This is a genomic window from Pantoea sp. E2023-21 (genome assembly GCF_051302795.1).
GTDB lineage: Bacteria > Pseudomonadota > Gammaproteobacteria > Enterobacterales > Enterobacteriaceae > Pantoea > Pantoea ludwigii_A.
In genome coordinates this window covers 2937315-2960697 of the sequence record NZ_CP195344.1, presented here as the reverse complement: position 1 = coordinate 2960697, position 23383 = coordinate 2937315, and the positions used below count along the sequence as shown (strand labels likewise).

The following is a 23383-nucleotide window of genomic DNA, read 5'->3' as shown; positions in this document are numbered from 1 at the left end:
GTGAACGAGAGCAGCCAACGTACCTGCATCTTGAAATATGAAGGGGACACTTATCCGACTCTACAGGTGTAATTATGACGCTCAAACTCGGTGTAATTGGTACCGGCGCAATTGGTCAGGAACACATTCGTCGCTGCAATAATGTATTGCAGGGAGCAAAGGTTGTGGCAGTTTCAGATATCAACGTGGAAGGGGCGCGCGCAGCGCTGCAACGTCTGAATATCGAAGCCGAGGTGTATCAGGATGGCCATCAGGTCATCAACTCGCCAGAAGTCGATGCCGTGCTGGTGACATCCTGGGATCCGACCCACGAAGAGTTTACGCTGGCCGCGATTGCTGCGGGCAAACCGGTGTTCTGTGAGAAGCCGCTGGCACTGAGCGCCGAAGGCTGCCGTCGCATTGTTGATGCCGAGATCAAACACGGTAAACGTCTGGTGCAGGTTGGCTTTATGCGTCCGTACGATTCCGGCTATCGCGCACTGAAAAAAGTGATTACCGACGGTGAAATCGGCGAACCGCTGATGCTGCACTGCGCGCACCGCAACCAGAGCGTCGGCGAGAATTACACCACGGACATGGCGATCACCAACACCCTGATTCACGAGCTGGACGTGCTGCGCTGGCTGACCGAAGACGACTACAAAACCGTGCAGGTGGTGTTCCCGCGTACCACCTCGAAATCTCATGCCAATCTGAAAGATCCGCAGATCGTGCTGTTCGAAACGCAGAAAGGCATCCGCATTGATGTGGAAATTTTTGTTAACTGCGCGTACGGCTACGACATCCAGTGTGAAGTCGTGGGTGAAGAGGGCATTGCTAAGCTGCCTGAGCCTTCTGCTATCCAAACGCGCAAAAACGCGCGTCTCGGCGTGCCGCTGCTGACCGACTGGAAGGATCGTTTCATTGATGCCTACGACGTTGAGCTGCAAGCGTTCATCAATGACGTCAAAGACGGCCAACTAACGGGACCTTCGGCCTGGGATGGTTTTGCTGCCTCCGTGGCGGCCGATGCCTGCCATAAAGCGCAGAACAGCGGTGCGATTGAGCCGGTAACCATGCCGCCGCGTCCGGATTTCTACGCCAAATAACGCGAATACTCCTCGGCGGCTCAGCGGCCGCCTCTGTGAATCAGGGACAACAAGATGAACAAAGACAACGTAAAACTGGCAATAGCGCCAATCGGCTGGACCAACGACGACATGCCGGAGCTGGGCAGCGAAAACACCTTCCAGCAAACCGTGAGTGAAATGGCGCTGGCGGGTTTTACCGGTAGCGAAGTGGGCAGCAAATATCCGCGCGATCCGGCGATTCTCAAGCCGATGCTGGATATCCGTGGCATTCAGATCTGCAATGCCTGGTTCAGCACCTTTTTCGCCAATGGCGACAAAGCCAAAACCATCGACGAATTCACCAATCACATGAACTTCCTGCATGCGATGGGCGCGCGCGTGATTGGCTGCTCCGAGCAGAGCAAAAGTATTCAGGGCACCACGCTGGCGGTGCTGGAGCAGAAGCCGATCTTCAGTGATGAAGAGTGGCGTTTGACGGCGGAAGGCTACAACGAGCTGGCGGAGATCGCCGCGAAGAAAGGCATGCGTTTGACGCTGCATCATCACATGGGCACTGGCATCCAGACGCCCGCTGAGATCGATCGCTTTATGGAGTCAACCAATGAGAATGTCGGCCTGCTGTACGATACCGGCCACATTTACTACTCCGAAGGTTCACAGCAGGCGATGCTGGACGTGCTGACCAAATATCTGCCGCGTATTTTCCACGTGCATCTGAAAGACGTGCGCGACAGCGTGGTAGCGGAAGTGCGCGAAAAATCACTGTCGTTCCTCGATGGCGTGAAGAAGGGCACCTTCACCGTGCCTGGCGACGGCGTGATCGATTTCAAACCGGTGTTCAAAATCCTCGACGATTTTGGCTATAAAGGCTGGATGGTGGTGGAAGCGGAACAGGATCCGGCGCTGGCTAATCCGTTCGAATATGCAGTGAAGGCGCGTAAATATATCCGCGAGAATACCGGGTTGTAAAATAGTGCAGGCGTTAAAAAGGTCGCCATGAATGGCGACCCTACAAAGCAATGGTCGTCATTCATGACGACCTTTTTTCATTACGACGCCAGCGACAGCGCCGGTTTCTGTGCGTTGACCGCCAGCCACTCAGCAATACGCGCCTGCTCGGCTGCACTCAGCCACATACCTTGTTTGGTACGACGCCAAATCGCATCATCCAGCTCGCGCACCCATTCGTTTTTCACCAGGTAACGCAGCTCGGCTTCATAAAATTCATGGCCGAAATTCTCACCCAAATCATCAAGGCTTTTCGCGCCTTCAAGCAGCACTTCAGTGCGGCTGCCGTAAGTACGGGCAAAGTGACGTGCCATGCCTTCGCTGATAAACGGATAGCGACGACGCAGACCCGCGGCATAATCTTCACGCGTACCGGAGAAATCACCGCCCGGCAATACCGCGCTTTTCGTCCACGCAGGGCCGATAGTCGGGTAGTACTTGCTCAGTTTTTCCAACGCGTGTTCTGCCAGCTTACGGTAGGTGGTCAGCTTACCGCCGAATACCGACAGCAGCGGCGCCTGGCCATTGTCGTCATGCACGTCCAGCGTGTAATCACGGGTGATGGCCTGCGGCGAATCGGATTCGTCATCGCACAGCGGACGCACGCCTGAGTAAGTCCAAACGATGTCATCTTTCTTCAGCTGCTGTTTGAAGTGTCCGTTAAACACGTTCAGCAGGTAGCTGATTTCGTTGTCATCAATCTTCACGTTTTTCGGATCGCCTTTGTACTCCACGTCGGTGGTACCGATTATGGAGAATTCATCCATCCACGGAATCACAAACACGATACGGTTATCTTCGTTTTGCAGGATATACGCCTGCTTTTCGCGGTGTACGCGCGGCACCACAATGTGGCTGCCTTTGATCAGACGAATGCCGTATGGCGACTTCAGCTTCAGGCCGTCGTCAAAGAACTCTTTCACCCACGGACCGGCCGCATTGACCAGACCCTTGGCGCGCCAGGTATAGGTTTTGCCACTATCGATATCTTCGGCTTCTACCATCCACAGACCGGCTTCACGCCAGGCGCGGGTGACTCGCGTGCGGGTACGGACTTCACCGCCCTGTTTTTCCACTTCCTGCGCGTTGAGCACCACCATACGTGCATCATCAACCCAGCAGTCAGAATATTCGAAACCGCGCGTGATTTCTGGCTTGAGGGCCGAATCCGCGCCAAAACGCAGACTTTTACTGCCCGGCAGCGTGGTGCGTTTACCGAGGCGATCGTACATAAACAAGCCCATACGGATCATCCACGCCGGGCGCAAATGCGGGCGGTGCGGCAGGCGGAAGCGCATCGGGAAAGCGATGTGCGGTGCCATTTTCAGCAGCACTTCACGTTCTGCTAAGGCTTCGCCAACCAGGCGGAATTCATAATGCTCAAGGTAGCGCAGGCCACCGTGAATCAGTTTCGAGCTGTTGGAGGAGGTTGCACAGGCCAAATCCCGCGCCTCCAGCATCAGCACCGACAGTCCGCGTCCTGCAGCGTCCACTGCAATGCCGGCTCCGTTAATGCCGCCGCCGATCACGATCAGGTCTTTGGTTTCCACGTCATCTCCTCCGATGTTCGGAATAGTTCTAAAATGTTCGTTTTCGAGCGTAATAATAATCGGAAACCAACATCTATGCCAGCGGTTAACTGAATAAAAACATTTTTGCGTGATATAGCTAACATTCCGACAGGAAAAAAATCACATAACCACAGGACTTGTCAGGTTATCGCGGCGGGTTCTCAGGTTAAACTAAGCGCTAATTGTGTAATGCTTGTGAGTAAAGACGATTAGGTCGCCATAAATGACGACCCTACAACGGCCACTCCGAGCAGTCGTAGGGTCGCCATTTATGGCGACCTGGCAACAACACCGGCGATTTTATCAACCGCTAATTGTGACGAAGTAATGAGAGACACCATGGAAACCTTCGAAAGTATTAATGTCTTACAAGCGCAGGAGCATCTGGCACAAGGTGCGCAGCTGGTGGATATCCGTGATCCGCAGAGCTTTATGATGGGCCATGCGGCGGGTGCGCAGCATCTGACCAACGATAACCTGGCGGACTTTATTGCCAACGCCAATCAGGATTTGCCGGTACTGGTGATGTGCTATCACGGCAACAGCAGCAAAGGCGCGGCGCAGTTCCTGCTGGGGCAGGGATTCAACGCTGCATACAGCATTGATGGTGGATTTGACGCCTGGCGCGCGGCATTCCCGGCGCAGGTTGCCATCGGCGAAGCCTAAGCCCATCGCATAAGGAAGGGGAGCACCGCATGATGCGCATCACCCAGTTTAATAATCCGCGCATGGCGCAGGCGTTTGTCGATTACATGGCGACACGCGGCGTGAAGCTACGAATTGAGCGCGAAAGCCACTTCGTCATCATGTTGGATGATGAAAGCAAGCTGGAGATGGTCGAAAACGAACTCGCGCAGTTTGTGCGCGATCCTAATCATCCGCGCTATCAGGCTGCCAGCTGGCACAGTGGCAACACCGAAAGTGGTTTGCGTTACGAGCGCACCCACATCTGGGCGAGCATTCGTGAACGCGCAGGACCGCTCACCATGACCGTGATGATTGCCTGCGTGGTGGTGTTTATCCTGATGCAGATTGTGGGTGATGATGTGGCGCTGGATTGGCTGGCGTGGCCAGCGGACTCTTCGCAATATTTCCAGGTGTGGCGCTGGTTCAGCCATGCGCTGCTGCATTTCTCGCTGCTGCACATCCTGTTCAATCTGATGTGGTGGTGGTATCTCGGCGGAGCCGTTGAGAAGCGTCTCGGCAGCGGCAAGCTATTTGTGATTATGCTGATCTCGGCGCTGCTGACCGGCTGCATGCAGGCTAAATTTAGCGGCGTGCTGTTTGGTGGCTTGTCGGGCGTGGTCTACGCACTGATGGGTTACTGCTGGCTGCGCGGCGAGCGCGATCCCGAAAGTGGCATTTATCTCGAGCGCGGCCTGATTGGCTTCGCGGTAGTGTGGTTAGTGATTGGCTGGTACGGCGCATTCGGTATGGCGATTGCCAACGCGGCGCACGTCACCGGTTTACTGGTGGGTTTAGCGATGGCGTTTGTTGATACGCGTAAAATTGCGCGTCGTTAGCAGCACGATGAAAAGAAGCGGCTTTGAGCCGAGGAGAGAGATGTGAAGCAGACGCAACGTCATGACGCCATTATCGATCTGGTCCGGCGTCAGGGATATGTCAGTACTGAAGAGTTGGTGGATCACTTTGAGGTCAGCCCACAAACCATTCGGCGCGACCTGAACGACCTGGCCGATCAGAACAAAATCATGCGCCATCACGGCGGGGCGGCATTGCCGTCCAGCTCAGAAAACACCGCATGGCAGGATCGTAAGATGATGTGGTCGGGGGAGAAAGCGCGTATCGCCGAGCGCGTGGCGAGCCAGATCCCCGATGGTGCCACGCTGTTTATTGATATCGGTACCACGCCAGAAGCGGTGGCGCATGCGCTGCTCAATCACAACAATCTGCGCGTGGTCACCAATAACCTAAACGTAGCGATTCTGTTGATGGCGAAACCCGATTTCCGCGTCATTATCGCCGGCGGCGAAGTGCGTACGCGTGATGGCGGCATCATGGGTGAAGCGACGCTGGATTTCATTTCGCAGTTTCGCCTTGATTACGGCATTCTCGGCATCAGCGGTATTGATATGGATGGTTCACTGCTGGAGTTCGATTATCACGAAGTACGCACCAAACGCGCCATTATCGAAAATTCACGCTGCGTGATGCTGGTGGTGGATCACTCCAAGTTTGGCCGCAATGCGATGGTTAACCTCGGCAATATGAGCCTGATTGATTACCTGTACACCGATCAAAGCCCACCCGCCAGCGTGCTGAAAGTGATTGAACAGCACGAAGTGCATCTCGAGCTCTGCTAACGCCATAGCGGCGCAATTTATTGCGCGATAAATCGCGCCGCTACAAAACCCGCACCGATTTTTTTTCTTAACACGCGCATTTCCCTGTCGCTTTTTTCTGCGCCCGCAGCTTTACTTATCCATTCACTTTGCGCTCGCCCCGGCTTTACCGTTAACGGACACGAAGGGATTGATATGTCGCAGCAAAAATTCAATAAAACACGTTTCGACGCCGCGCTCACCCGCCAATGGCAGCATCTTGGACTCTCATCCGCCCAGCAAATGACACCGCACCAATGGTGGCAAGCGCTGAGCAGCGTGCTCGCAGAAATGCTGGCGACGCAGCCACCGGTGCCGCCCAAACAAGGACAGCGCCACGTTAATTATCTGTCGATGGAGTTTCTGCTGGGGCGTTTGACCGGCAATAACCTGCTCAATCTTGGCTGGTACAACGAGGTGCAAGCCGCGCTGGCGGAATATCAGGTTGAGCTGAGCGAACTGCTGGAAGAGGAAATTGATCCGGCACTCGGCAACGGCGGTTTGGGTCGCTTAGCTGCCTGCTATATGGATTCGATGGCGACCGTCGGCCAGGCGGCAATGGGCCACGGCCTCAACTATCAATACGGTCTGTTTCGCCAGACCTTTACCGACGGACAGCAGCAGGAAGCGCCGGATGACTGGCAGCGCGATCGTTATCCGTGGTTCCGGCATAACGCCGCGCTGGATGTGCAGGTTGGCCTCGGCGGCAAGGTAAAAAAGAACCACGATGGTAGCCTCAACTGGCGTCCTAAAATTCACCTCAAAGGTGAAGCCTGGGATTTGCCGGTGGTGGGTTATCGCAATGGCATCACGCTGCCGCTGCGACTGTGGAGAGCCTGCAGCGCGCACCCGTTTGATCTCACTGCGTTTAACAACGGTCAGTTCCTGCAGGCCGAGCAGCAAGGCATCGAGGCCGACAAGCTGACCAAGGTGCTCTATCCCAATGATAATCATGCCGAAGGCAAGCGCCTGCGCCTGATGCAACAGTATTTCCAGTGCGCCTGTGCGGTCGGCGATATTCTGCGACGCCATCATCTGGCTGGGCGCGCAATCCGCAGCTTGCCCGATTTCGAAGTGATCCAGCTTAACGACACCCATCCCACCATCGCCATTCCGGAAATGCTGCGCGTGCTGTTGGATGAGCATCAACTGAGCTGGGACGATGCGTGGCACATCACCAGCCGCACCTTCGCTTACACCAATCACACGCTGATGCCGGAAGCGCTGGAGCGTTGGGATGAACGATTGGTGCGCGACCTATTGCCACGTCATTGGCTTATTATTCGCGAAATTAATCGCCACCTGAAGAAAGTGGTTAAGCAGCAGTGGCCGGGCGATAAGGCGATGTGGCACAAGCTGGCGGTGGTGGCTGAGGGCCAGGTGCGGATGGCGAATTTGTGCGTGGTGAGCTGTTTCGCGGTTAATGGCGTGGCGGCATTGCACTCAGAGCTGGTGGTGAAAGATCTGTTCCCGGAATATCACCTGCTGTGGCCGAACAAATTCCATAACGTCACCAACGGCATTACGCCACGCCGCTGGTTGAAACAGTGTAATCCGCTGCTGTCGACGCTCATTGATGACAGCCTGCAGGTGGAGTGGGCTAACGATCTTGATGCGCTGGCGTGGCTCGCGCCCTTTGCCCGTAAAAAGGCTTTCCGCCAACAGTTTCGCGCCATCAAACAGCAAAATAAGCAGCGGCTAACGCTCTATGTCAAACGTGTGACCGGCATTGATATCAATCCGGATGCGCTGTTTGACGTACAGATTAAGCGACTGCATGAGTACAAGCGTCAGCACCTCAGTTTGCTGCATATGCTGCACTGCTATCGTCAGCTGCGCGATAATCCGGACAATCCTGATGTTGTGCCGCGCGTATTTATCTTTGGTGCCAAAGCCGCGCCCGGCTATTACCTCGCCAAAAACATCATCTATGCCATCAACAAAGTCGCGGACGTCATCAACAACGATCCGCAGGTCGGCGATCGCCTCAAAGTGGTGTTTATCCCGGATTACCGCATCACCGCCGCAGAGCTAATTATTCCGGCCGCCGATCTCTCCGAGCAGATTTCCACGGCTGGTTATGAGGCTTCCGGTACCGGCAATATGAAGCTGGCGCTGAATGGCGCGCTGACCATTGGCACGTTAGACGGCGCCAACGTGGAGATTGCCGAGGCGGTGGGCGAGAAGAATATCTTTATCTTCGGCAATCGCGTCGATGAGGTGAAGGCGCTGAAGGCCGGCGGCTACAACCCGAAAAAGCTGCGCAAACAGAATCCTTATCTGGATGGTTTGCTGAAGGAGTTGGAGAAGGGCACGTTCAGCGATGGCGATAAGCACGCGTTCGCCCTGATGCTGCAAAGCCTGACGAAGAACGGCGATCCGTGGCTGGTGCTGGCCGATTTTGATGCGTACATCGCGGCGCAGCAGCGGGTGGAAGCGCTGTGGAAAAACCAGGAGGCCTGGACGCGCGCAGCGATCCTGAACACCGCCCACACTGGCCGTTTTAGCTCTGACCGATCGATTCGTGATTATCAGCAGTTGATTTGGCAGGCGGCAAGATAATCGATATTCCGGTCGCCATGAATGGCGACCCTACAAATTCCGTAGGGTGCGCATTTATGCGCACCTTGTTGAAGGAGAAAGGATGACGCTCAATAAGTTGGATCAGGCGGCACAGGATGCCGGTATTGCACTGCGCTTTATCAATGCCCATGGCGAGCCGGAAACCATCAGCGATGACACCAAACGCGCGCTGCTGGCGGTAATGGAAACACCCACCGGCAAGGCACCACCATTGCCGCCGGTGCAGGTATTTGCCGCTCGTGCTCAACGCCAACTCACACCGCAAGGCAATGGCACCTATGCATGGCAACTGCTCACTGAACAAGGCAAAAACCTCGATGGTGAGGTGCAGGGCGGCGAACCATTGATACTGCCGCCGCGTCTGCCGCAAGGCTATCATCAGCTCACGCTGCGCAAAGGTCGTCAGCAGTGGCAAACGCGCATCATCATTGCCCCGCGGCGCTGCTATCTGCCTGAACCGCTTGAGCAGGGCGAAAAACGCTGGGGCGCGCTGGTGCAGCTCTATACGCTGCGTTCAGAAAATAACTGGGGCATTGGCGATTTTGGCGATTTGAAATTGATGCTGGAGGAAATTGCCGCTCAGGGTGGCGATTTTGTTGGCCTCAATCCGCTGCATGCGCTCTATCCGTCGCTGCCGGAACATGCCAGTCCGTATAGTCCAACGTCGCGTCGCTGGCTCAATGTGTTGTATATCGACATCAATCAGCTAGAGGATTTTCAGCACAGCAAAGAGGGTCAGCGCTGGTGGAAGCGCGCCACAACGCGCAAGACGCTGGAGAAAGCGCGTGCCAGCGAGTTTGTCGATTACAGCGCGGTGGCTGAACTGAAATTAGCCGCGCTGCGTTTTGCCTGGCAAAACTATCAGCCACGCGCGGCAGCTGACGTCGAATTCCAGCAATTTATCGCCGACGGTGCCGCGCATCTGCGCTATCAGGCCGCTTTTGACGGCATTCTCGCCGAGCGTTGCCAACAGCATCCCGATGAATGGGGCTGGGCAAAATGGCCGGAAGGCTGGCGCAACGCGTTGTTGCCGGAAGTGCAGCAATGGTGTGCAGAACACGACGATGAGATTCAGTTCTGGAGCTGGCTGCAGTGGCTGGCGCAGCAGCAGTTTGCCGCGTGCTGGCAGCGCAGCCAACAGCTCGGTATGGCGGTGGGTTTATATCGCGATTTAGCGGTCGGCGTGGCGCAGGGCAGTGCCGAAACCTGGCAGGATCCGGAACTCTATAAGCTTGGTGCATCAGTCGGCGCACCGCCGGATCGTCTCGGTCCACAGGGACAAAACTGGGCGTTACCGCCGCTCGATCCGCATGTCATGCGTGCGCGCGGCTATCAGCCATTTATCGATCTGCTGCGCGCCAACATGCGCGACTGCGGCGCACTGCGCATCGATCACGTGATGGCGCTGCTGCGTTTATGGTGGATACCCTACGGCGAGAGTGCCGATAAAGGGGCTTACGTAGCGTATCCGGTGCACGATCTGCTGGCGATCCTCGCGCTGGAGAGCCAGCGCCATCGCTGCATGGTGATCGGTGAAGATCTTGGCACGGTGCCGAAAGAAATTGTCAGCCTGCTGCGCAACAGCGGCATTTTCTCGTGGAAAGTGCTGTTCTTCGAGCAGCATAGCGATGGCCGCTATCGTCAGCCGCACGAGTATCCCTCTCAATCAATCGCCAGTGCCAGTACGCATGATTTGCCGACGTTAAGCGGGTTTTGGCACGCAGATGATTTAGCGCTGGGTGACAAGCTGGGCATTTATCCCGGCGACGGCGTGCTGCAATCCCTGCAGCAACAGCGGGTGAAGCAAAAGCAGGCGCTGCTGGATGCACTGCATCAAGCCGCTACGCTGCCCGCACGCAGCGGTAAACGCGCCGACGGTTTGGCATTATCTCCCGCGCTAACGTTGGCGTTTCACCGCTATCTGGCGCGTACTAACAGCACATTGCTTGGGCTACAACCGGAAGATTGGCTGGGTATGTCTACGCCGGTTAATGTGCCGGGCACCGTTAACGAATACCCAAACTGGCGGCGCAAGCTTAGCGTCACGCTGGAAGCCATGTTTACAGAGGAGGTACAAAAGGTATTAAAAGCGGTGAGCGAAGGAAGGAAAGGAAAATAAAAACGCGCGGCAGCATCGGGTTGCTGCCGCGTGCTAAATCAATAGTAAGAGTGTTCGCCGCGCTGGTGCTCGGTCAAATCACGCACGCCTTTCAACTCCGGGAAGGCTGCCAGCAGCTCTTTCTCGATGCCATCTTTCAGCGTCACGTCGATCATCGAACAACCGTTACAGCCACCGCCGAATTGCAAAATAGCGATGCCGTCATCGGTGATTTCCATCAGCGATACGCGACCGCCGTGGCCCGCCAGCTGCGGGTTAATCTGCGCTTGCAGCAGATATTCCACGCGTTCCACCATCGGCGCATCGTCAGAGACTTTACGCATTTTGGCGTTTGGCGCTTTCAGCGTCAGCTGTGAACCAAGGTTGTCGGTAACAAAGTCGATTTCCGCGTCATCGAGGTACGGTGCGCTCAGCTCATCAACAAAGGCTGACAGTTTCTCGAACTTAAATTCTGTATCAGTCGCTTCTACTGCATCAGGTGGGCAGTAAGAAACACCGCATTCTGCGGTTGGCGTACCCGGATTAATGACGAATACGCGAATCTGAGTGCCATCTTCTTGTTTTGACAGCAATTTTGAAAAGTGCTCTTGCGCAGCATCAGTAATAACGATCATGGCGATTGCTCAATAGTTGACTAAATTACTTGGTTATAATACGCCCAACACCGACGCTCTACAAGGCACGGCACAGGCAACCAATGTGTACGCTGGCCGCGCCTTGCGCCAGCAGGATGCGGCTTATTTCCGCCACGGTACTTCCGGTCGTCACAACATCGTCGATAAGCAGGATATGGCGTCCGCGTACCGGCATTTCAAGGCGAAAGGCACCGCGTAGGTTCTTTTTACGCGCGCTGGCACTCAATGAGTGCTGTACCGCGCCGTGGCGCACACGTTTTACGCCTTCGCGATATTCACAGTCCAGCCAGCGTGCCAGCGGCTTTGCCAGCAGCGCCGCCTGATTATAGCCGCGTTGCCAGGCGCGCCGACGATGGAGCGGAACGCTCAGCACCAAATCTACAAGCGGTAGCCGATAATCACGACGCATTGTTAACAATTTTAACAAAATCAGCCGCGCCAGCATCACCCTGAGTGCGGTTATGCGAGAAAACTTCAGCTGTTGCACCCATTCACTCACTGGCGGCAGATAATCGCTGACGCAGGTCAGGCTGTGCCACGGTGGCGGATGGCGCAGGCAGCGCCCGCAAGGTTGTGTAGCGCTGGCCGGTAAACCGCAGCACGGACAGAGTTCCGGCAGCCGCGGAATTTGTTGAACACAGCGGCTGCACAAACCGTGGCTGGCAATCTGCAACGGCAGGCGGCATAGCCAACACAGTGCCGGGATTGGTAGCATAGCGACCTCCTTTTCACTTTTCCGGAGTGTAACCGATGAGTTCGCTTTACTGGCACACCACAGGCACGGGCGATCGCGATCTTGTGCTGCTGCACGGCTGGGGTTTGAACGCCGAAGTGTGGCAAGGCATTGTTCCGCGACTCAGCCCGCATTTTCGCCTGCATCTGGTGGATCTGCCGGGCTTTGGCCGCAGCCAGGGTTTTGGGCCGCTGACCTTAGCGGAAATGGCGCAACAGCTGTTGCCGCAGTTACCGGATCGCGCGGTGCTGATCGGCTGGTCATTGGGGGGGTTAGTCGCCAGTCAGCTGGCATTAACCCAGCCGGATCGCGTTGAAGCGCTGATCAGCGTGGCGTCATCGCCGTGTTTTACCGCGCAAGAGGCGTGGCCGGGCATCAAACCCGAAACGCTGCAAAATTTCCAGCAGCAGCTCGGCACTGATTTCCAGCGCACCGTGGAACGTTTTCTGGCGCTGCAAACCATGGGCACGGAAAATGCGCGGCAGGATGCGCGTCAGCTGAAAGACGTGGTGTTATCGCAGCCAATGCCGTCGGTTGAGGTGCTGGAAGGTGGCCTGGAGATTCTGCGCCAGGATGATTTGCGCGCATCGCTCGACGATCTGACGCTGCCGTTCCTGCGGGTTTATGGTTATCTCGATGGGCTGGTGCCGCGGCGTATCGCAGAGGAATTGGATACACGCTGGCCACATTCATCATCGGTGGTGATGGAGAAAGCCGCGCACGCCCCGTTCATTTCGCATCCTGAAGCGTTTACTCAATTGATAACGAATTTCATCCGCGCAGCCACATAAATTGCCACGCAGCCAGCGTTATTGGCTGGCTGCCATCCATCTTCTCCCCGCTAATCACGTCCTGCACATGTCGCGCCAACGGTAACTGCGTCGTGACGTCATGATTGCTGAGATTAAACACGCACAGTAAACCCTCTTCGCTATCCGGCTGATGCCGCCGCAATACCAGCAAGGTATTTTCGCTCTCCAGCAGCGTCATGGGATTATCGGGATGAAACGCGGTCTGGCGCGTACGTAGCTGAATCAGCGCGCTGAGGCGTTCAAACACCTGCTGCCGTAACGAATTGCCGCCGCTAATCCACTGCTCCATTTCACGCAGGCTGTACTTCTCACGGTTGATGGCGCGGTTATGACCGGCGGCGCGCACGCCTTCGTTATCATTGCGCGAGCCAAGAATGCTTTGAATGTAGATCGCCGGTACGCCGGGAAACGCCAGCAGAATCGCGTGCGCCAGCAGGAAGCGGCGCAGACGTGTGTCATCGTCGTCGCTTTGCTGATTAAGCGCATCAAAATAGGTCACGTTGATTTCGTACGGGCTGGTGGTGCCATCGGCATTGTTCTTGTAGGAGACCAGCGCGCCTTCCAGCGCCAAATCGCGTACCAGCGCCACAATCTCCACTTCCGATAAAATGCCGCGCGCCGGATTCAGTCCAATGCCGTCATGCGAGGCGAGAAAGTTAAAGAAAGTGGTAGTGCCGCCGCCTAAATCCAGTGTGCTGGCCCACTGACGCAGCGCGCGCGCCGATCCGGAGTGAATGGCGTGCAACACCAGCGGTGGCAGCGAAAACTGATACACCATTTGCGCTTCATCTTTGCCGTTGCCGAAATAGCTGATGTTGTCTTTGTGCGGCACGTTGGTCTCGGTAACGATCACCGTGCCAGGCGCCACTTCATTGGCGATGGCACGAAACAGCTTCACCAACTGATGCGTTTTCGGTAGATGAATGCAGTTGGTGCCCGGCGTTTTCCACATGTAGCCCACCGCGTCGAGTCGCACATAATCCGCGCCTTTGATCAGGTAATCGAGCAGCACATTTACCATGCGAATCAGCACGTCCGGATTACCAAAGTTGAGGTCGATCTGGTCGGCGCTAAAGGTGGTCCAGATATAGCGCGTCTCGCCATTGGCCATGGCAAACGGGGTAAGCAGCGGTGAGGTACGTGGGCGCGTTACCGCGCTGAGATCGGTCGCGGGCGGCATGCTGATAAAGAAATCATCCCAACCGGGATCCTGCGCCAGAAAGTGGCGAAACCAGCGGCTATGCGCCGACATGTGATTGCAGACAAAATCGAACATCAGGCGTGTTTCGCTGTGCAGCGCGCTGATGTGCTGCCAGTCGCCGCAGATCGGATTGACCTGATGATAATCGATAACCGAGAAGCCATCGTCTGAGGAATAGGGGAAGAACGGCAACAGATGCACCAGACTAAAAGTGGATTGCAGGTGCTGCTGAAAAAAACGCGAGAAGCTGGCGAGCGTCGGTTGTTCGGGTTCGCGGAACTGATCGGCGTAGCTGATCAGCACCACATCTTTCTCGTCCCAGTGCGCCTTGCGTGGCAATTTAACCGTATCGCGCGCGGCACGAATGTGCGAAAGCAGGCGTTCACGCGCCGCGACAGGAAAGTTGCCGTGATAAATCTCATCGATTAAGGCGTTGATAATATCCATTGGATCGCAGAGCCACGCGGAAGGTTATTTTTTCAGCGTAGTTGGATGAGGAGATTTATCAAGCTGATACGCGCGGAGACATCTCCCTCTCCGCGCGTTATTTACAGCAGGAACTTAGCGTTTTTTACCCAATGCCGCGGCGAGCGCATCGCCCATCGCGCTGTTGCCGGCAGGCGAGCTGGCGGGTTTGCCACGACCTTTGTTATTGGCCGCCGGACGGGTGTTTTCCTTACCTGCGCTGCGGTTGCTGCCGCGCGTATTACTTTCACCAGGCTGCTCATCCAAACGCATGGTGAGCGCAATACGTTTACGCTGCATATCCACTTCCATCACCTTCACTTTGACGATATCGCCGGCTTTCACCACCTGATGCGGATCTTCAACGAACTTGTCGGAAAGGGAAGAGATGTGCACCAAACCATCCTGATGCACGCCGATATCGACGAACGCACCGAAGTTGGTGACGTTGGTCACCGCGCCTTCCAGCACCATGCCAGGCAGCAGATCGTTAAGCGTTTCCACGCCTTCCGCAAACTGCGCGGTTTTAAACTCAGGACGTGGATCGCGGCCCGGTTTTTCCAGCTCTTTGATGATGTCGGTGACCGTTGGCAGGCCAAAACGCTCATCGGTAAATTCGCGTGCATTGAGATCGCGCAAGCTGCCGGGATTGCCCATCAGCTCATTGAGCGCCTGCTCAGTGGCGGTCAGAATGCGTTCGACCAGCGGATAAGCTTCCGGGTGCACGGTGGAGGCATCCAGCGGGTTGTCGCCGTGATTAATGCGCAGGAAGCCCGCGCACTGTTCAAAGGCTTTTGGCCCGAGACGGCTCACCTTCAGCAATTGCTGACGATTCTGGAAGCGGCCGTTCTCATCGCGCCAGCTGACGATATTTTGCGCCATCATGCGGGTTAAACCGGCCACGCGGGTCAACAGCGCCACTGATGCGGTGTTGAGATCGACGCCAACGGCGTTCACGCAGTCTTCCACCACCGCATCCAGTTTCTTCGCTAACTGGCTTTGGCTGACATCGTGCTGATATTGGCCTACGCCAATGGATTTCGGATCGATCTTCACCAGCTCGGCGAGCGGATCCTGCAGGCGACGCGCGATGGACACCGCGCCACGAATCGAAACGTCGAGATCCGGGAACTCCAGCGCTGCCAGCTCAGATGCCGAATACACCGATGCGCCGGCTTCGCTGACAATCACTTTTTGCGCGTTGATGTGCGGGAACTGCTTTTGCACGTCGAGGAAGAAACGCTCGGTTTCGCGCGAGGCGGTGCCGTTACCAATCGCCACCAGTTCAACCTGATGTTTAGCGCAGAGCGCAGCGACGGCCGTTGCCGCTTTTGCCGCCTGGCCGGTATGCGGATAAATGGTATCGGTGGCGACCAGTTTGCCGGTGGCATCCACGACTGCCACTTTTACGCCGGTACGCAAGCCTGGATCGAGGCCCATGGTGGCGCGCATGCCAGCCGGTGCGGCCATCAGCAAATCGTGCAGGTTACGGGCAAATACGTTGATGGCTTCATCTTCAGCGCGTTCACGAATGGTGCCCATCAATTCGGTTTCGAGGTGCAGCAGCACCTTGATGCGCCACGTCCAGCTCACCACCGCTTTACGCCAGCTGTCCGCCGGTGCGTTATTCAGGCGCAAGTTGAGATGTTCGGCGATCAGCGTTTCGCCATAGCTTTCACGCGGGGCTTCTTCGAACTGCGGATCGGCATTCAGCGACAGTTGCAGCACGCCTTCGTTGCGGCCGCGGAACATCGCCAGCGCACGGTGCGACGGCACGCCGCTCAGCGCTTCGTGGTGATCGAAGTAGTCGCGGAATTTCGCGCCTTCTTCCTCTTTGCCTTCCACCACGCGTGCCACCACATGCGCGTTCTTCCACAGATATTCACGCACTTTGGCCAGCAGCGTGGCGTCTTCGGCAAAGCGCTCCATCAGAATGTAGCGTGCGCCATCCAGCGCGGCACGAACGTCAGCAACACCTTTATCGGCATCAACGTAGCCGGCAGCCAACTGCTCGGGATCCTGTGAGGGGTCCTGCCACAGCGTTTCGGCCAGCGGTTCCAGACCGGCTTCAATCGCGATCTGTCCACGCGTGCGGCGCTTCTGTTTGTACGGCAGGTAAAGGTCTTCCAGCTCGGTTTTATTCAGCGTGCTGTTGATGGCGGTGGCAAGTTCAGGCGTGAGTTTGCCCTGTTCGTCGATAGATTTCAGAATCGACTGGCGACGATCGTCCAGCTCGCGCAGGTAACCCAAACGGCTCTCCAGCAAACGCAGCTGGGTGTCGTCCAGTCCACCGGTCACTTCCTTACGATAACGTGCGATAAACGGCACGGTGTTCCCTTCATCAAGTAAGCGAACGGCAGCATCTACCTGGTCGGCGCGTGCCTTCAGCTCACCTGCGATAATCTGGCTCAGTGAATCTTTCATCATCATTAACAATGCTTACACAGGGTTGGAAATAGGGGACAGTTATACGGAATGAGGCCGAAAATTGCCAGCCAGCGGCCAGTGAATCCGTCTTTTTCTGAATGCAGCGCGCGCAATCTTGCTGATGGCGAATCGGTCGCTTATTGTTAGCCTCTTTGCTGCGAAGAAACGCCGTCACCACGAGTTGAAGTCATGAAAACCCAACTGATTACCCGCGAAGGCTATAACAAGCTGCGCGCTGAACACGACCATTTGTGGAATGAAAAGCGTCCCGAAGTGACCAAAATCGTCTCCTGGGCGGCCAGCCTGGGCGATCGCTCGGAAAATGCCGATTACACCTACAATAAACGTCTGCTGCGCCAGATCGATCGCCGGGTGCGCTATCTGCGCAAATGCCTCGCCGATTTGAAAATTGTTGATTACGCGCCGCAGCAGGAGGGCAAAGTGTTTTTTGGTGCCTGGGTGCAAGTGGAGAATGAGCAGGGCGATGTGAAGCGTTTTCGCATTGTTGGCCCGGATGAAATTTATGGCGAGACGATGAAAGAGTATATCTCGATCGATTCGCCGATGGCGCGCGCGCTGATCAAGAAAGAAGTGGATGACGAAGTGGTGGTCAACACGCCTGAAGGGCAGAAGATGTGGTTCGTGAACAGCATCGAATATGTGAAAGAGACGCCTTAAAGAGCGTGTGCTGGTCGCCATGAATGGCGACCCTACGACGGATGTGCGCGTTCGTATTATTTGCCTGGCGTGGTCGCGGTGGTGGTTGACGTGCTGCTGCCTTTATCGCCACCGCCCATGGTTGCTAACGCCACACCCAGCAGCGCGCCTACGGCGCCAACACCGATAGCATCAGAGTTACCTTTCGCGGTCGTGGATGCCTGCGCACCCGCCGCTTCGCCCGCGCTGGTGGCAGCCTGAACCTGAGTGAAGCTGGTCAGTACTAATGCGCCCAGCAGAATTACGGTTTTTTTCATTTTTATCTCTCCACATGAACTCAATGACCGCAGTGTCAGAGATCGCGTGTTGAGAAGAAAGGGCTGTTTATTTACTGATTTATCAGCCTTTATTTAATGCTGGTCTTGTTTGTTTTCGGCGTGGAATTGTTCCGAGAGCAGTTGCGCGGCCCAAAGCTAAATCACGAGATTTTATACTGCCCACCGCACGCTGAAAGTGTATTCCGCACCGTGTCCTTAAGCCAAATTGCGCTGCGCGCCGTTCTGCGCGTGAGAATTTCTGTCATGAACCAGTAACAGAAAGAAAATGCGCCAAATTTTCAGATAAGCGCTAAGCAGCTTGAAAGCACAGATAAAAAACGCGAAGCGAAGCGCATTTCAGGGCTAAAAATAAATATAAGCCGCTGTTTAATATGCTTTGTAACAATTTCGGCTAGAATATAAACCATTAATGACTGTCACACTGAGGCCTCTTTTTTTAACAATATTGGCTCAGGCAATGGCGCCTTTGGGAGTTGAACATGCAAGAGAACTACAAAATTCTGGTCGTCGATGATGATATGCGTCTGCGTGCGTTGCTGGAGCGCTATCTCACCGAGCAGGGCTTTCAGGTGCGTAGCGTTGCCAACGCCGAGCAAATGGATCGACTGTTAACCCGCGAATCCTTCCACTTGATGGTGCTCGACTTGATGTTGCCGGGCGAAGATGGTTTGTCTATCTGCCGCCGTTTGCGCAGTCAAAGCAACCCAATGCCAATCATTATGGTCACCGCGAAGGGCGAGGAAGTGGATCGTATCGTTGGGCTGGAAATTGGTGCGGATGATTACATTCCAAAACCGTTCAACCCGCGCGAACTGCTGGCGCGTATTCGTGCCGTATTACGTCGTCAGGCTAACGAACTGCCAGGCGCGCCTTCGCAGGAAGAAGCGGTTATCGCCTTCGGTAAGTTCAAGCTGAACCTCGGCACGCGCGAGATGTTCCGCGAAGATGAGCCAATGCCGCTGACCAGCGGGGAGTTTGCCGTGCTAAAAGCGCTGGTGAGCCATCCGCGTGAGCCGCTGTCACGCGATAAGCTGATGAATCTGGCGCGTGGCCGTGAATACAGCGCCATGGAACGCTCCATCGACGTGCAGATTTCCCGTCTGCGTCGTATGGTGGAAGAAGATCCGGCGCACCCACGCTACATTCAGACCGTTTGGGGTCTTGGCTACGTATTCGTTCCGGACGGCAGCAAAGCATGAGGCGATTGCGCTTCTCACCCCGCAGTTCGTTTGCCCGCACCTTGTTATTGATTGTTACCTTGCTGTTCGTCAGCCTGGTAACAACCTATTTGGTGGTGCTCAATTTCGCCATTCTTCCAAGCTTGCAGCAGTTCAACAAGGTCCTCGCGTACGAAGTGCGTATGTTGATGACCGATCGGCTGCAGCTGGAAGATGGAACACAGTTGGAAGTGCCACCGGCCTTCCGACGCGAAATTTATCGTGAGCTGGGCATCTCGTTGTATACCAACGCGGCGGCGGAAGAGAGCGGTTTGCGCTGGGCGCAGCATTACGAATTCCTCAGTGAACAGATGGGCCAGCAACTGGGCGGCCCCACCGACGTGCGTGTCGAGGTCAATAAAAACTCGCCGGTGGTGTGGCTGAAAACCTGGCTGTCGCCGGATATCTGGGTGCGCGTGCCGCTCACTGAAATCCATCAGGGCGATTTTTCCCCGCTGTTCCGCTACACGCTGGCAATTATGCTGTTGGCGATTGGCGGTGCCTGGCTATTTATCCGCATCCAAAACCGACCCTTAGTGGATTTGGAACATGCGGCGTTGCAGGTCGGTAAAGGCATTATTCCGCCGCCGCTACGCGAATACGGTGCATCTGAAGTGCGTTCGGTAACGCGGGCGTTTAACCAAATGGCGGCCGGTGTGAAGCAGTTGGCCGACGATCGTACCTTGCTGATGGCGGGGGTCAGCCATGACTTGCGTACGCCGCTGACGCGCATTCGTCTCGCCACCGAGATGATGGGCGAGCAGGATGGTTATCTGGCGGAGTCGATCAACAAAGATATCGAAGAGTGCAACGCGATTATCGAGCAGTTCATCGATTATCTGCGTACCGGTCAGGAGATGCAGACCGAGCGCGCCGACCTCAATAGCGTGCTGGGCGAAGTGGTCGCGGCAGAGAGCGGCTACGAGCGCGAGATTGAGAACGCAGTGATGACCGAAGATGTGATGCTGGATATCAACCCGTTATCGATTAAACGCGCGCTGGCGAATCTGGTGGTCAATGCGGCGCGTTACGGTAACGGATGGATTAAGGTTAGCAGCGGCAAGGAGCTGAACCGCGCGTGGTTCCAGGTGGAAGATGATGGTCCGGGCATTAAACCAGATCAGTTACAGCATCTGTTCCAGCCATTTGTGCGCGGCGACAGCGCGCGTAGCACTAGCGGCACCGGCCTCGGTTTAGCGATTGTGCAACGTATTATCGATGCGCATGAAGGCTCGCTGGAGATTGGCGAAAGCGATCGTGGTGGGTTACGTATCCGCGCGTGGTTGCCGATCCCAGAAGGCAGCGGCAGTACTGCAGTAGTGAGTATTAATCATAGTGTTTGATGCCAGGTGCGCATGAATGCGCCCCCTACGGTTGGTTTGTAGGGTGGGCATTTATGCCCACCTGGGTTTCACATCACAGCTGCGGACCGGCCTGCACCAGCGCCTTTCCGGCGTCGTTATCGGTATACTTCTCAAAGTTGGTGATAAAGCGCTGCGCCAGATCCTGCGCGGCTTGCTGCCAGGCTGCTTCCGTTGGCCAGCTGCGGCGCGGATCGAGAATTGCGCTGTCCACCTGCGGTAAATGCTTCGGCATCTGCAGGTTAAACACCGGCAAGGTTTCCGTCTCAACATCGTCCAGCTCACCCGCCAGAATCGCGTTGATGATAGCGCGCGTGTCTTTCAACGAGATGCGCTTGCCGCTGCCGTTCCAGCCGGTATTCACCAGATACGCCTGCGCCCCCGCCGCTTCCATGCGCTTCACCAGCACATCCGAATACTGCGTAGGATGCAGCGTCAGGAACGCCGCGCCGAAGCAAGCGGAGAAGGTCGGCGTCGGCTGGGTTACGCCGCGCTCGGTGCCGGCCAGCTTGGCGGTAAAGCCAGAAAGGAAGTGATATTGCGTCTGTTCTGGCGTTAGGCGTGAAACCGGCGGCAGCACGCCAAAAGCATCGGCGGTGAGGAAAATCACCCGCTTCGCATGGCCCGCTTTTGAGACCGGCTGCACGATGTTTTCGATATGCTCGATCGGGTAAGAGACGCGGGTGTTCTCGGTCTTGCTGCCGTCGGCGTAATCAACAGTGCCATCGGCGCGCACCACCACGTTTTCCAGCAGCGCATCACGGCGAATAGCACGGTAAATTTCCGGCTCCGCCTGCGCCGACAGATTGATGGTTTTGGCGTAGCAGCCCCCTTCAAAGTTGAACACGCCATCGTCATCCCAGCCGTGCTCATCATCGCCAATCAGCTGACGATCCGGATCGGTGGATAAAGTGGTTTTGCCGGTGCCGGAGAGGCCGAAGAACACCGCCACATCGCCCGCTTTGCCGACGTTGGCCGAACAGTGCATCGACGCGATGCCTTTCAGCGGCAGCAGGTAGTTCATGATGGCGAACAGGCCTTTCTTCATTTCGCCGCCGTACCAGGTGCCGCCAATCAGCTGCATGCGCTCGGTCAGGTTGAAGGCGACAAAATTCTCCGAGTGCAGACCCTGCGCCTGCCAGTCCGGGTTGGTGCACTGCGCCGCGTTCATCACCACGAAATCGGGTGTGAAGTTAGCCAGTTCGGCCTCGCCCGGACGGATAAACATGTTTTTCACGAAGTGCGCCTGCCAGGCCACTTCCATCACGAAGCGCACGCTGAGGCGCGTGTCAGGATTGGCACCGCAGAACGCATCAACCACAAACAGACGTTTGCCGGAAAGCTGCTGGGTGCAGCGATCTTTCAGCGCCTGCCAGGTTTCCTGTGACAGCGGCTGATTATCATTTTTGCCGTTGCCGACATCATTCCACCACAGTGTGTCACGCGTGGTGTCATCCCGAACAATGTACTTATCTTTGGGCGAGCGCCCGGTGAAGATGCCGGTATCCACGGCAATGGCGCCGCTCTGCGTCAGAATGCCGCGCGCATAACCTTCCAGCTCTGGGCGAGTTTCTTCCTGAAACAGGGTGTCGAAATCAGGGTTGTACACCACTTCCGTGGTGCCGCTGATGCCCATAGAGGCGAGGTCTTGCGATGTCAGGCCGTTAACGCGCATGTGACTGCTCCTTTAATCGGTATCTGTTACTGCATATTTTTTATGGGGGATTCTGCTGCCTGCCTGCATAGCCACGCAGGGCAGATCGCGCGCAGTGTACTCTTATGAGCACAGCGGAAAAGAGAAGATAGTCAGAAATGCGAGCTGGAACGTGACAAGTAGAGAAATCTGCCACTTATGAAACTAAAGTCAGCGTTATTAAGCTAATAACCGTGATAAATGATAGGGATACGTTCAGAAGAAATGCGGGCGGATGAACCGCCCGGCAGGCGATTAATGCACTTGATCGCTGTTGTTGGTCGGCGCGTTACGAATGGCGGCAATATCCACAGCATCGTAAACATAGTGCGAACCGCAATAGTCGCAATGCATATCGATTTTGCCATCTTCTTCAAGGATTTCGTCCACTTCTTCCTCTGGCAGCGTTCTCAGCACTTCGCCGCAACGCTCACGGGAGCAGGTGCACTTGAAGCTGACCGGCGACGGATCGAACACGGTGGCTTCTTCCTGATGATACAGGCGCCACAGCACGTCGGTAGCGGGCAGCTCAATCAGCTCTTCGCTTTTCACGGTTTCGGTCAGCGTGGCAAGGTGATTGAAATCATCCAGGCTTGGCTCTTGCGCTGGCAGCACCTGCAACAGAATGCCCGCCGCACCTTGCTCGCTGGTGCGAATAAACAGGCGCGTTGGTAACTGCTCAGAACGCATGAAGTAATCTTCCAGGCAGCCCGCCAGCGTATCCGCTTCCAGGCCAACTACGCCTTGATAACGCTCGCCTTTCTCTGGCGAGATGGTGATTACCAAATAACCGTTGCCCACCATCTCTTTCAGGCTGCTGCCCGGTGCGATCTCGGCGTCTTCTTTCACGCGCGCCACGCCACGCAGCTCCTGGCGGTTGTTACCGTTGATCACCGCCAGCGTCAGCGGACCGTCGCCCTGCACTTGTACCGTGATGTCGCCATCAAACTTCAGCGTCGCCGTCAGCAAGCTGGTGGCCACCAGCAGCTCGCCCAACAAGGTTTTTACCGGTTCAACGTAGTCATGATTTTTGACGATTTCACGCCAGGTTTCCGTCACGTTAACCAGCTCGCCACGCACGGCGACATTTTCAAACAGGTAGCGGTGCAGTTGATCGTTTGCAGACATAGTGTTTCTCTCGTTGGGGGCGC

At 55.9% G+C, this 23383-nt stretch carries 19 protein-coding genes; 11 read left to right on the top strand and 8 right to left on the bottom strand.

Going from position 1 to position 23383, the window contains the following annotated elements:
• The first annotated feature begins 74 nt into the window (after positions 1-74).
• Both ACRQ84_RS13960 and iolE read left to right on the top strand, forming a co-directional pair.
• On the top strand, positions 75-1088 hold the full coding sequence (locus ACRQ84_RS13960) for a bifunctional inositol 2-dehydrogenase/D-chiro-inositol 1-dehydrogenase (protein WP_064741242.1): 1014 nt from the start codon (positions 75-77) through the stop codon (positions 1086-1088).
• Between the two features lie 54 nt (positions 1089-1142).
• Complete coding sequence (iolE, locus tag ACRQ84_RS13955; protein ID WP_483816363.1) at positions 1143-2039, top strand: myo-inosose-2 dehydratase; 897 nt, start codon at positions 1143-1145, stop codon at positions 2037-2039.
• Between the two features lie 80 nt (positions 2040-2119).
• Here the strand turns inward: iolE and glpD are convergent, their stop codons facing one another.
• Positions 2120-3628: a glycerol-3-phosphate dehydrogenase gene (glpD, locus tag ACRQ84_RS13950; RefSeq protein WP_064741240.1), complete on the bottom strand. Its 1509-nt coding sequence runs from the start codon at positions 3626-3628 to the stop codon at positions 2120-2122.
• Between the two features lie 360 nt (positions 3629-3988).
• On the opposite strand from glpD, the gene glpE reads away from it, so the two are divergent.
• The 5 genes from glpE to malQ all read left to right on the top strand — a co-directional run bounded on the left by glpE (position 3989) and on the right by malQ (position 10693).
• Entirely contained in the window at positions 3989-4315 is a 327-nt protein-coding gene (glpE, locus tag ACRQ84_RS13945) for a thiosulfate sulfurtransferase GlpE (RefSeq protein WP_064741239.1), read from the top strand.
• Positions 4316-4347: 32 nt separating this feature from the next.
• Positions 4348-5172, top strand: coding sequence for a rhomboid family intramembrane serine protease GlpG (glpG, locus tag ACRQ84_RS13940; RefSeq protein WP_064741345.1), 825 nt, complete (start codon positions 4348-4350; stop codon positions 5170-5172).
• A gap of 42 nt (positions 5173-5214) precedes the next feature.
• The gene (locus tag ACRQ84_RS13935; RefSeq protein WP_064741238.1) at positions 5215-5973 is read left to right on the top strand and encodes a DeoR/GlpR family transcriptional regulator; all 759 of its coding nucleotides are present in this window, start codon (positions 5215-5217) and stop codon (positions 5971-5973) included.
• A 174-nt stretch (positions 5974-6147) separates the two neighbouring features.
• Positions 6148-8553 carry a maltodextrin phosphorylase gene (malP, locus tag ACRQ84_RS13930; RefSeq protein ID WP_483816362.1) on the top strand — a complete coding sequence of 802 codons (2406 nt, stop codon included), beginning with the start codon at positions 6148-6150 and terminating at the stop codon, positions 8551-8553.
• An 82-nt stretch (positions 8554-8635) separates the two neighbouring features.
• Complete coding sequence (gene malQ, locus ACRQ84_RS13925) at positions 8636-10693, top strand: 4-alpha-glucanotransferase (protein ID WP_483816361.1); 2058 nt, start codon at positions 8636-8638, stop codon at positions 10691-10693.
• Positions 10694-10731: 38 nt separating this feature from the next.
• On the opposite strand, the gene nfuA is transcribed toward malQ, so the two are convergent.
• Positions 10732-11307, bottom strand: coding sequence for a Fe-S biogenesis protein NfuA (nfuA, locus tag ACRQ84_RS13920; RefSeq protein ID WP_064741235.1), 576 nt, complete (start codon positions 11305-11307; stop codon positions 10732-10734).
• Between the two features lie 58 nt (positions 11308-11365).
• Positions 11366-12043, bottom strand: coding sequence for a DNA utilization protein GntX (gntX, locus tag ACRQ84_RS13915; RefSeq protein WP_483816360.1), 678 nt, complete (start codon positions 12041-12043; stop codon positions 11366-11368).
• Positions 12044-12078: 35 nt separating this feature from the next.
• On the opposite strand from gntX, the gene bioH reads away from it, so the two are divergent.
• Positions 12079-12852, top strand: coding sequence for a pimeloyl-ACP methyl ester esterase BioH (bioH, locus tag ACRQ84_RS13910; RefSeq protein WP_064741233.1), 774 nt, complete (start codon positions 12079-12081; stop codon positions 12850-12852).
• On the opposite strand, the gene ACRQ84_RS13905 is transcribed toward bioH, so the two are convergent.
• Positions 12833-14521: an alpha-amylase family glycosyl hydrolase gene (locus ACRQ84_RS13905; protein ID WP_483816359.1), complete on the bottom strand. Its 1689-nt coding sequence runs from the start codon at positions 14519-14521 to the stop codon at positions 12833-12835. The two genes, bioH and ACRQ84_RS13905, sit on opposite strands and share 20 nt — an antisense overlap.
• A 114-nt stretch (positions 14522-14635) precedes the next feature.
• Complete coding sequence (locus ACRQ84_RS13900) at positions 14636-16963, bottom strand: Tex family protein (protein ID WP_483817929.1); 2328 nt, start codon at positions 16961-16963, stop codon at positions 14636-14638.
• A 192-nt stretch (positions 16964-17155) separates the two neighbouring features.
• Here ACRQ84_RS13900 and greB point away from each other — a divergent pair, with 192 nt between their 5' ends.
• Positions 17156-17644 carry a transcription elongation factor GreB gene (gene greB, locus ACRQ84_RS13895; protein WP_064741231.1) on the top strand — a complete coding sequence of 163 codons (489 nt, stop codon included), beginning with the start codon at positions 17156-17158 and terminating at the stop codon, positions 17642-17644.
• 56 nt (positions 17645-17700) lie between these two features.
• Here the strand turns inward: greB and yjbE are convergent, their stop codons facing one another.
• Positions 17701-17940: an exopolysaccharide production protein YjbE gene (gene yjbE / locus ACRQ84_RS13890; protein ID WP_064741230.1), complete on the bottom strand. Its 240-nt coding sequence runs from the start codon at positions 17938-17940 to the stop codon at positions 17701-17703.
• Positions 17941-18440: 500 nt separating this feature from the next.
• Between yjbE and ompR the strand changes: the two genes are divergently transcribed.
• A complete protein-coding gene (gene ompR / locus ACRQ84_RS13885) occupies positions 18441-19160 on the top strand; it encodes an osmolarity response regulator transcription factor OmpR (RefSeq protein WP_001157751.1) in 720 nt (239 codons plus the stop codon).
• Positions 19157-20521 carry a two-component system sensor histidine kinase EnvZ gene (gene envZ / locus ACRQ84_RS13880; protein WP_064741228.1) on the top strand — a complete coding sequence of 455 codons (1365 nt, stop codon included), beginning with the start codon at positions 19157-19159 and terminating at the stop codon, positions 20519-20521. The genes ompR and envZ overlap by 4 nt, the downstream gene beginning before the upstream one ends.
• A 73-nt stretch (positions 20522-20594) precedes the next feature.
• Here envZ and pckA read toward each other — a convergent pair whose 3' ends face one another.
• Positions 20595-22214: a phosphoenolpyruvate carboxykinase (ATP) gene (gene pckA / locus ACRQ84_RS13875; RefSeq protein ID WP_483816358.1), complete on the bottom strand. Its 1620-nt coding sequence runs from the start codon at positions 22212-22214 to the stop codon at positions 20595-20597.
• Between the two features lie 273 nt (positions 22215-22487).
• A complete protein-coding gene (gene hslO, locus ACRQ84_RS13870; protein WP_064739738.1) occupies positions 22488-23360 on the bottom strand; it encodes an Hsp33 family molecular chaperone HslO in 873 nt (290 codons plus the stop codon).
• Between the last annotated feature and the right edge of the window lie 23 nt (positions 23361-23383).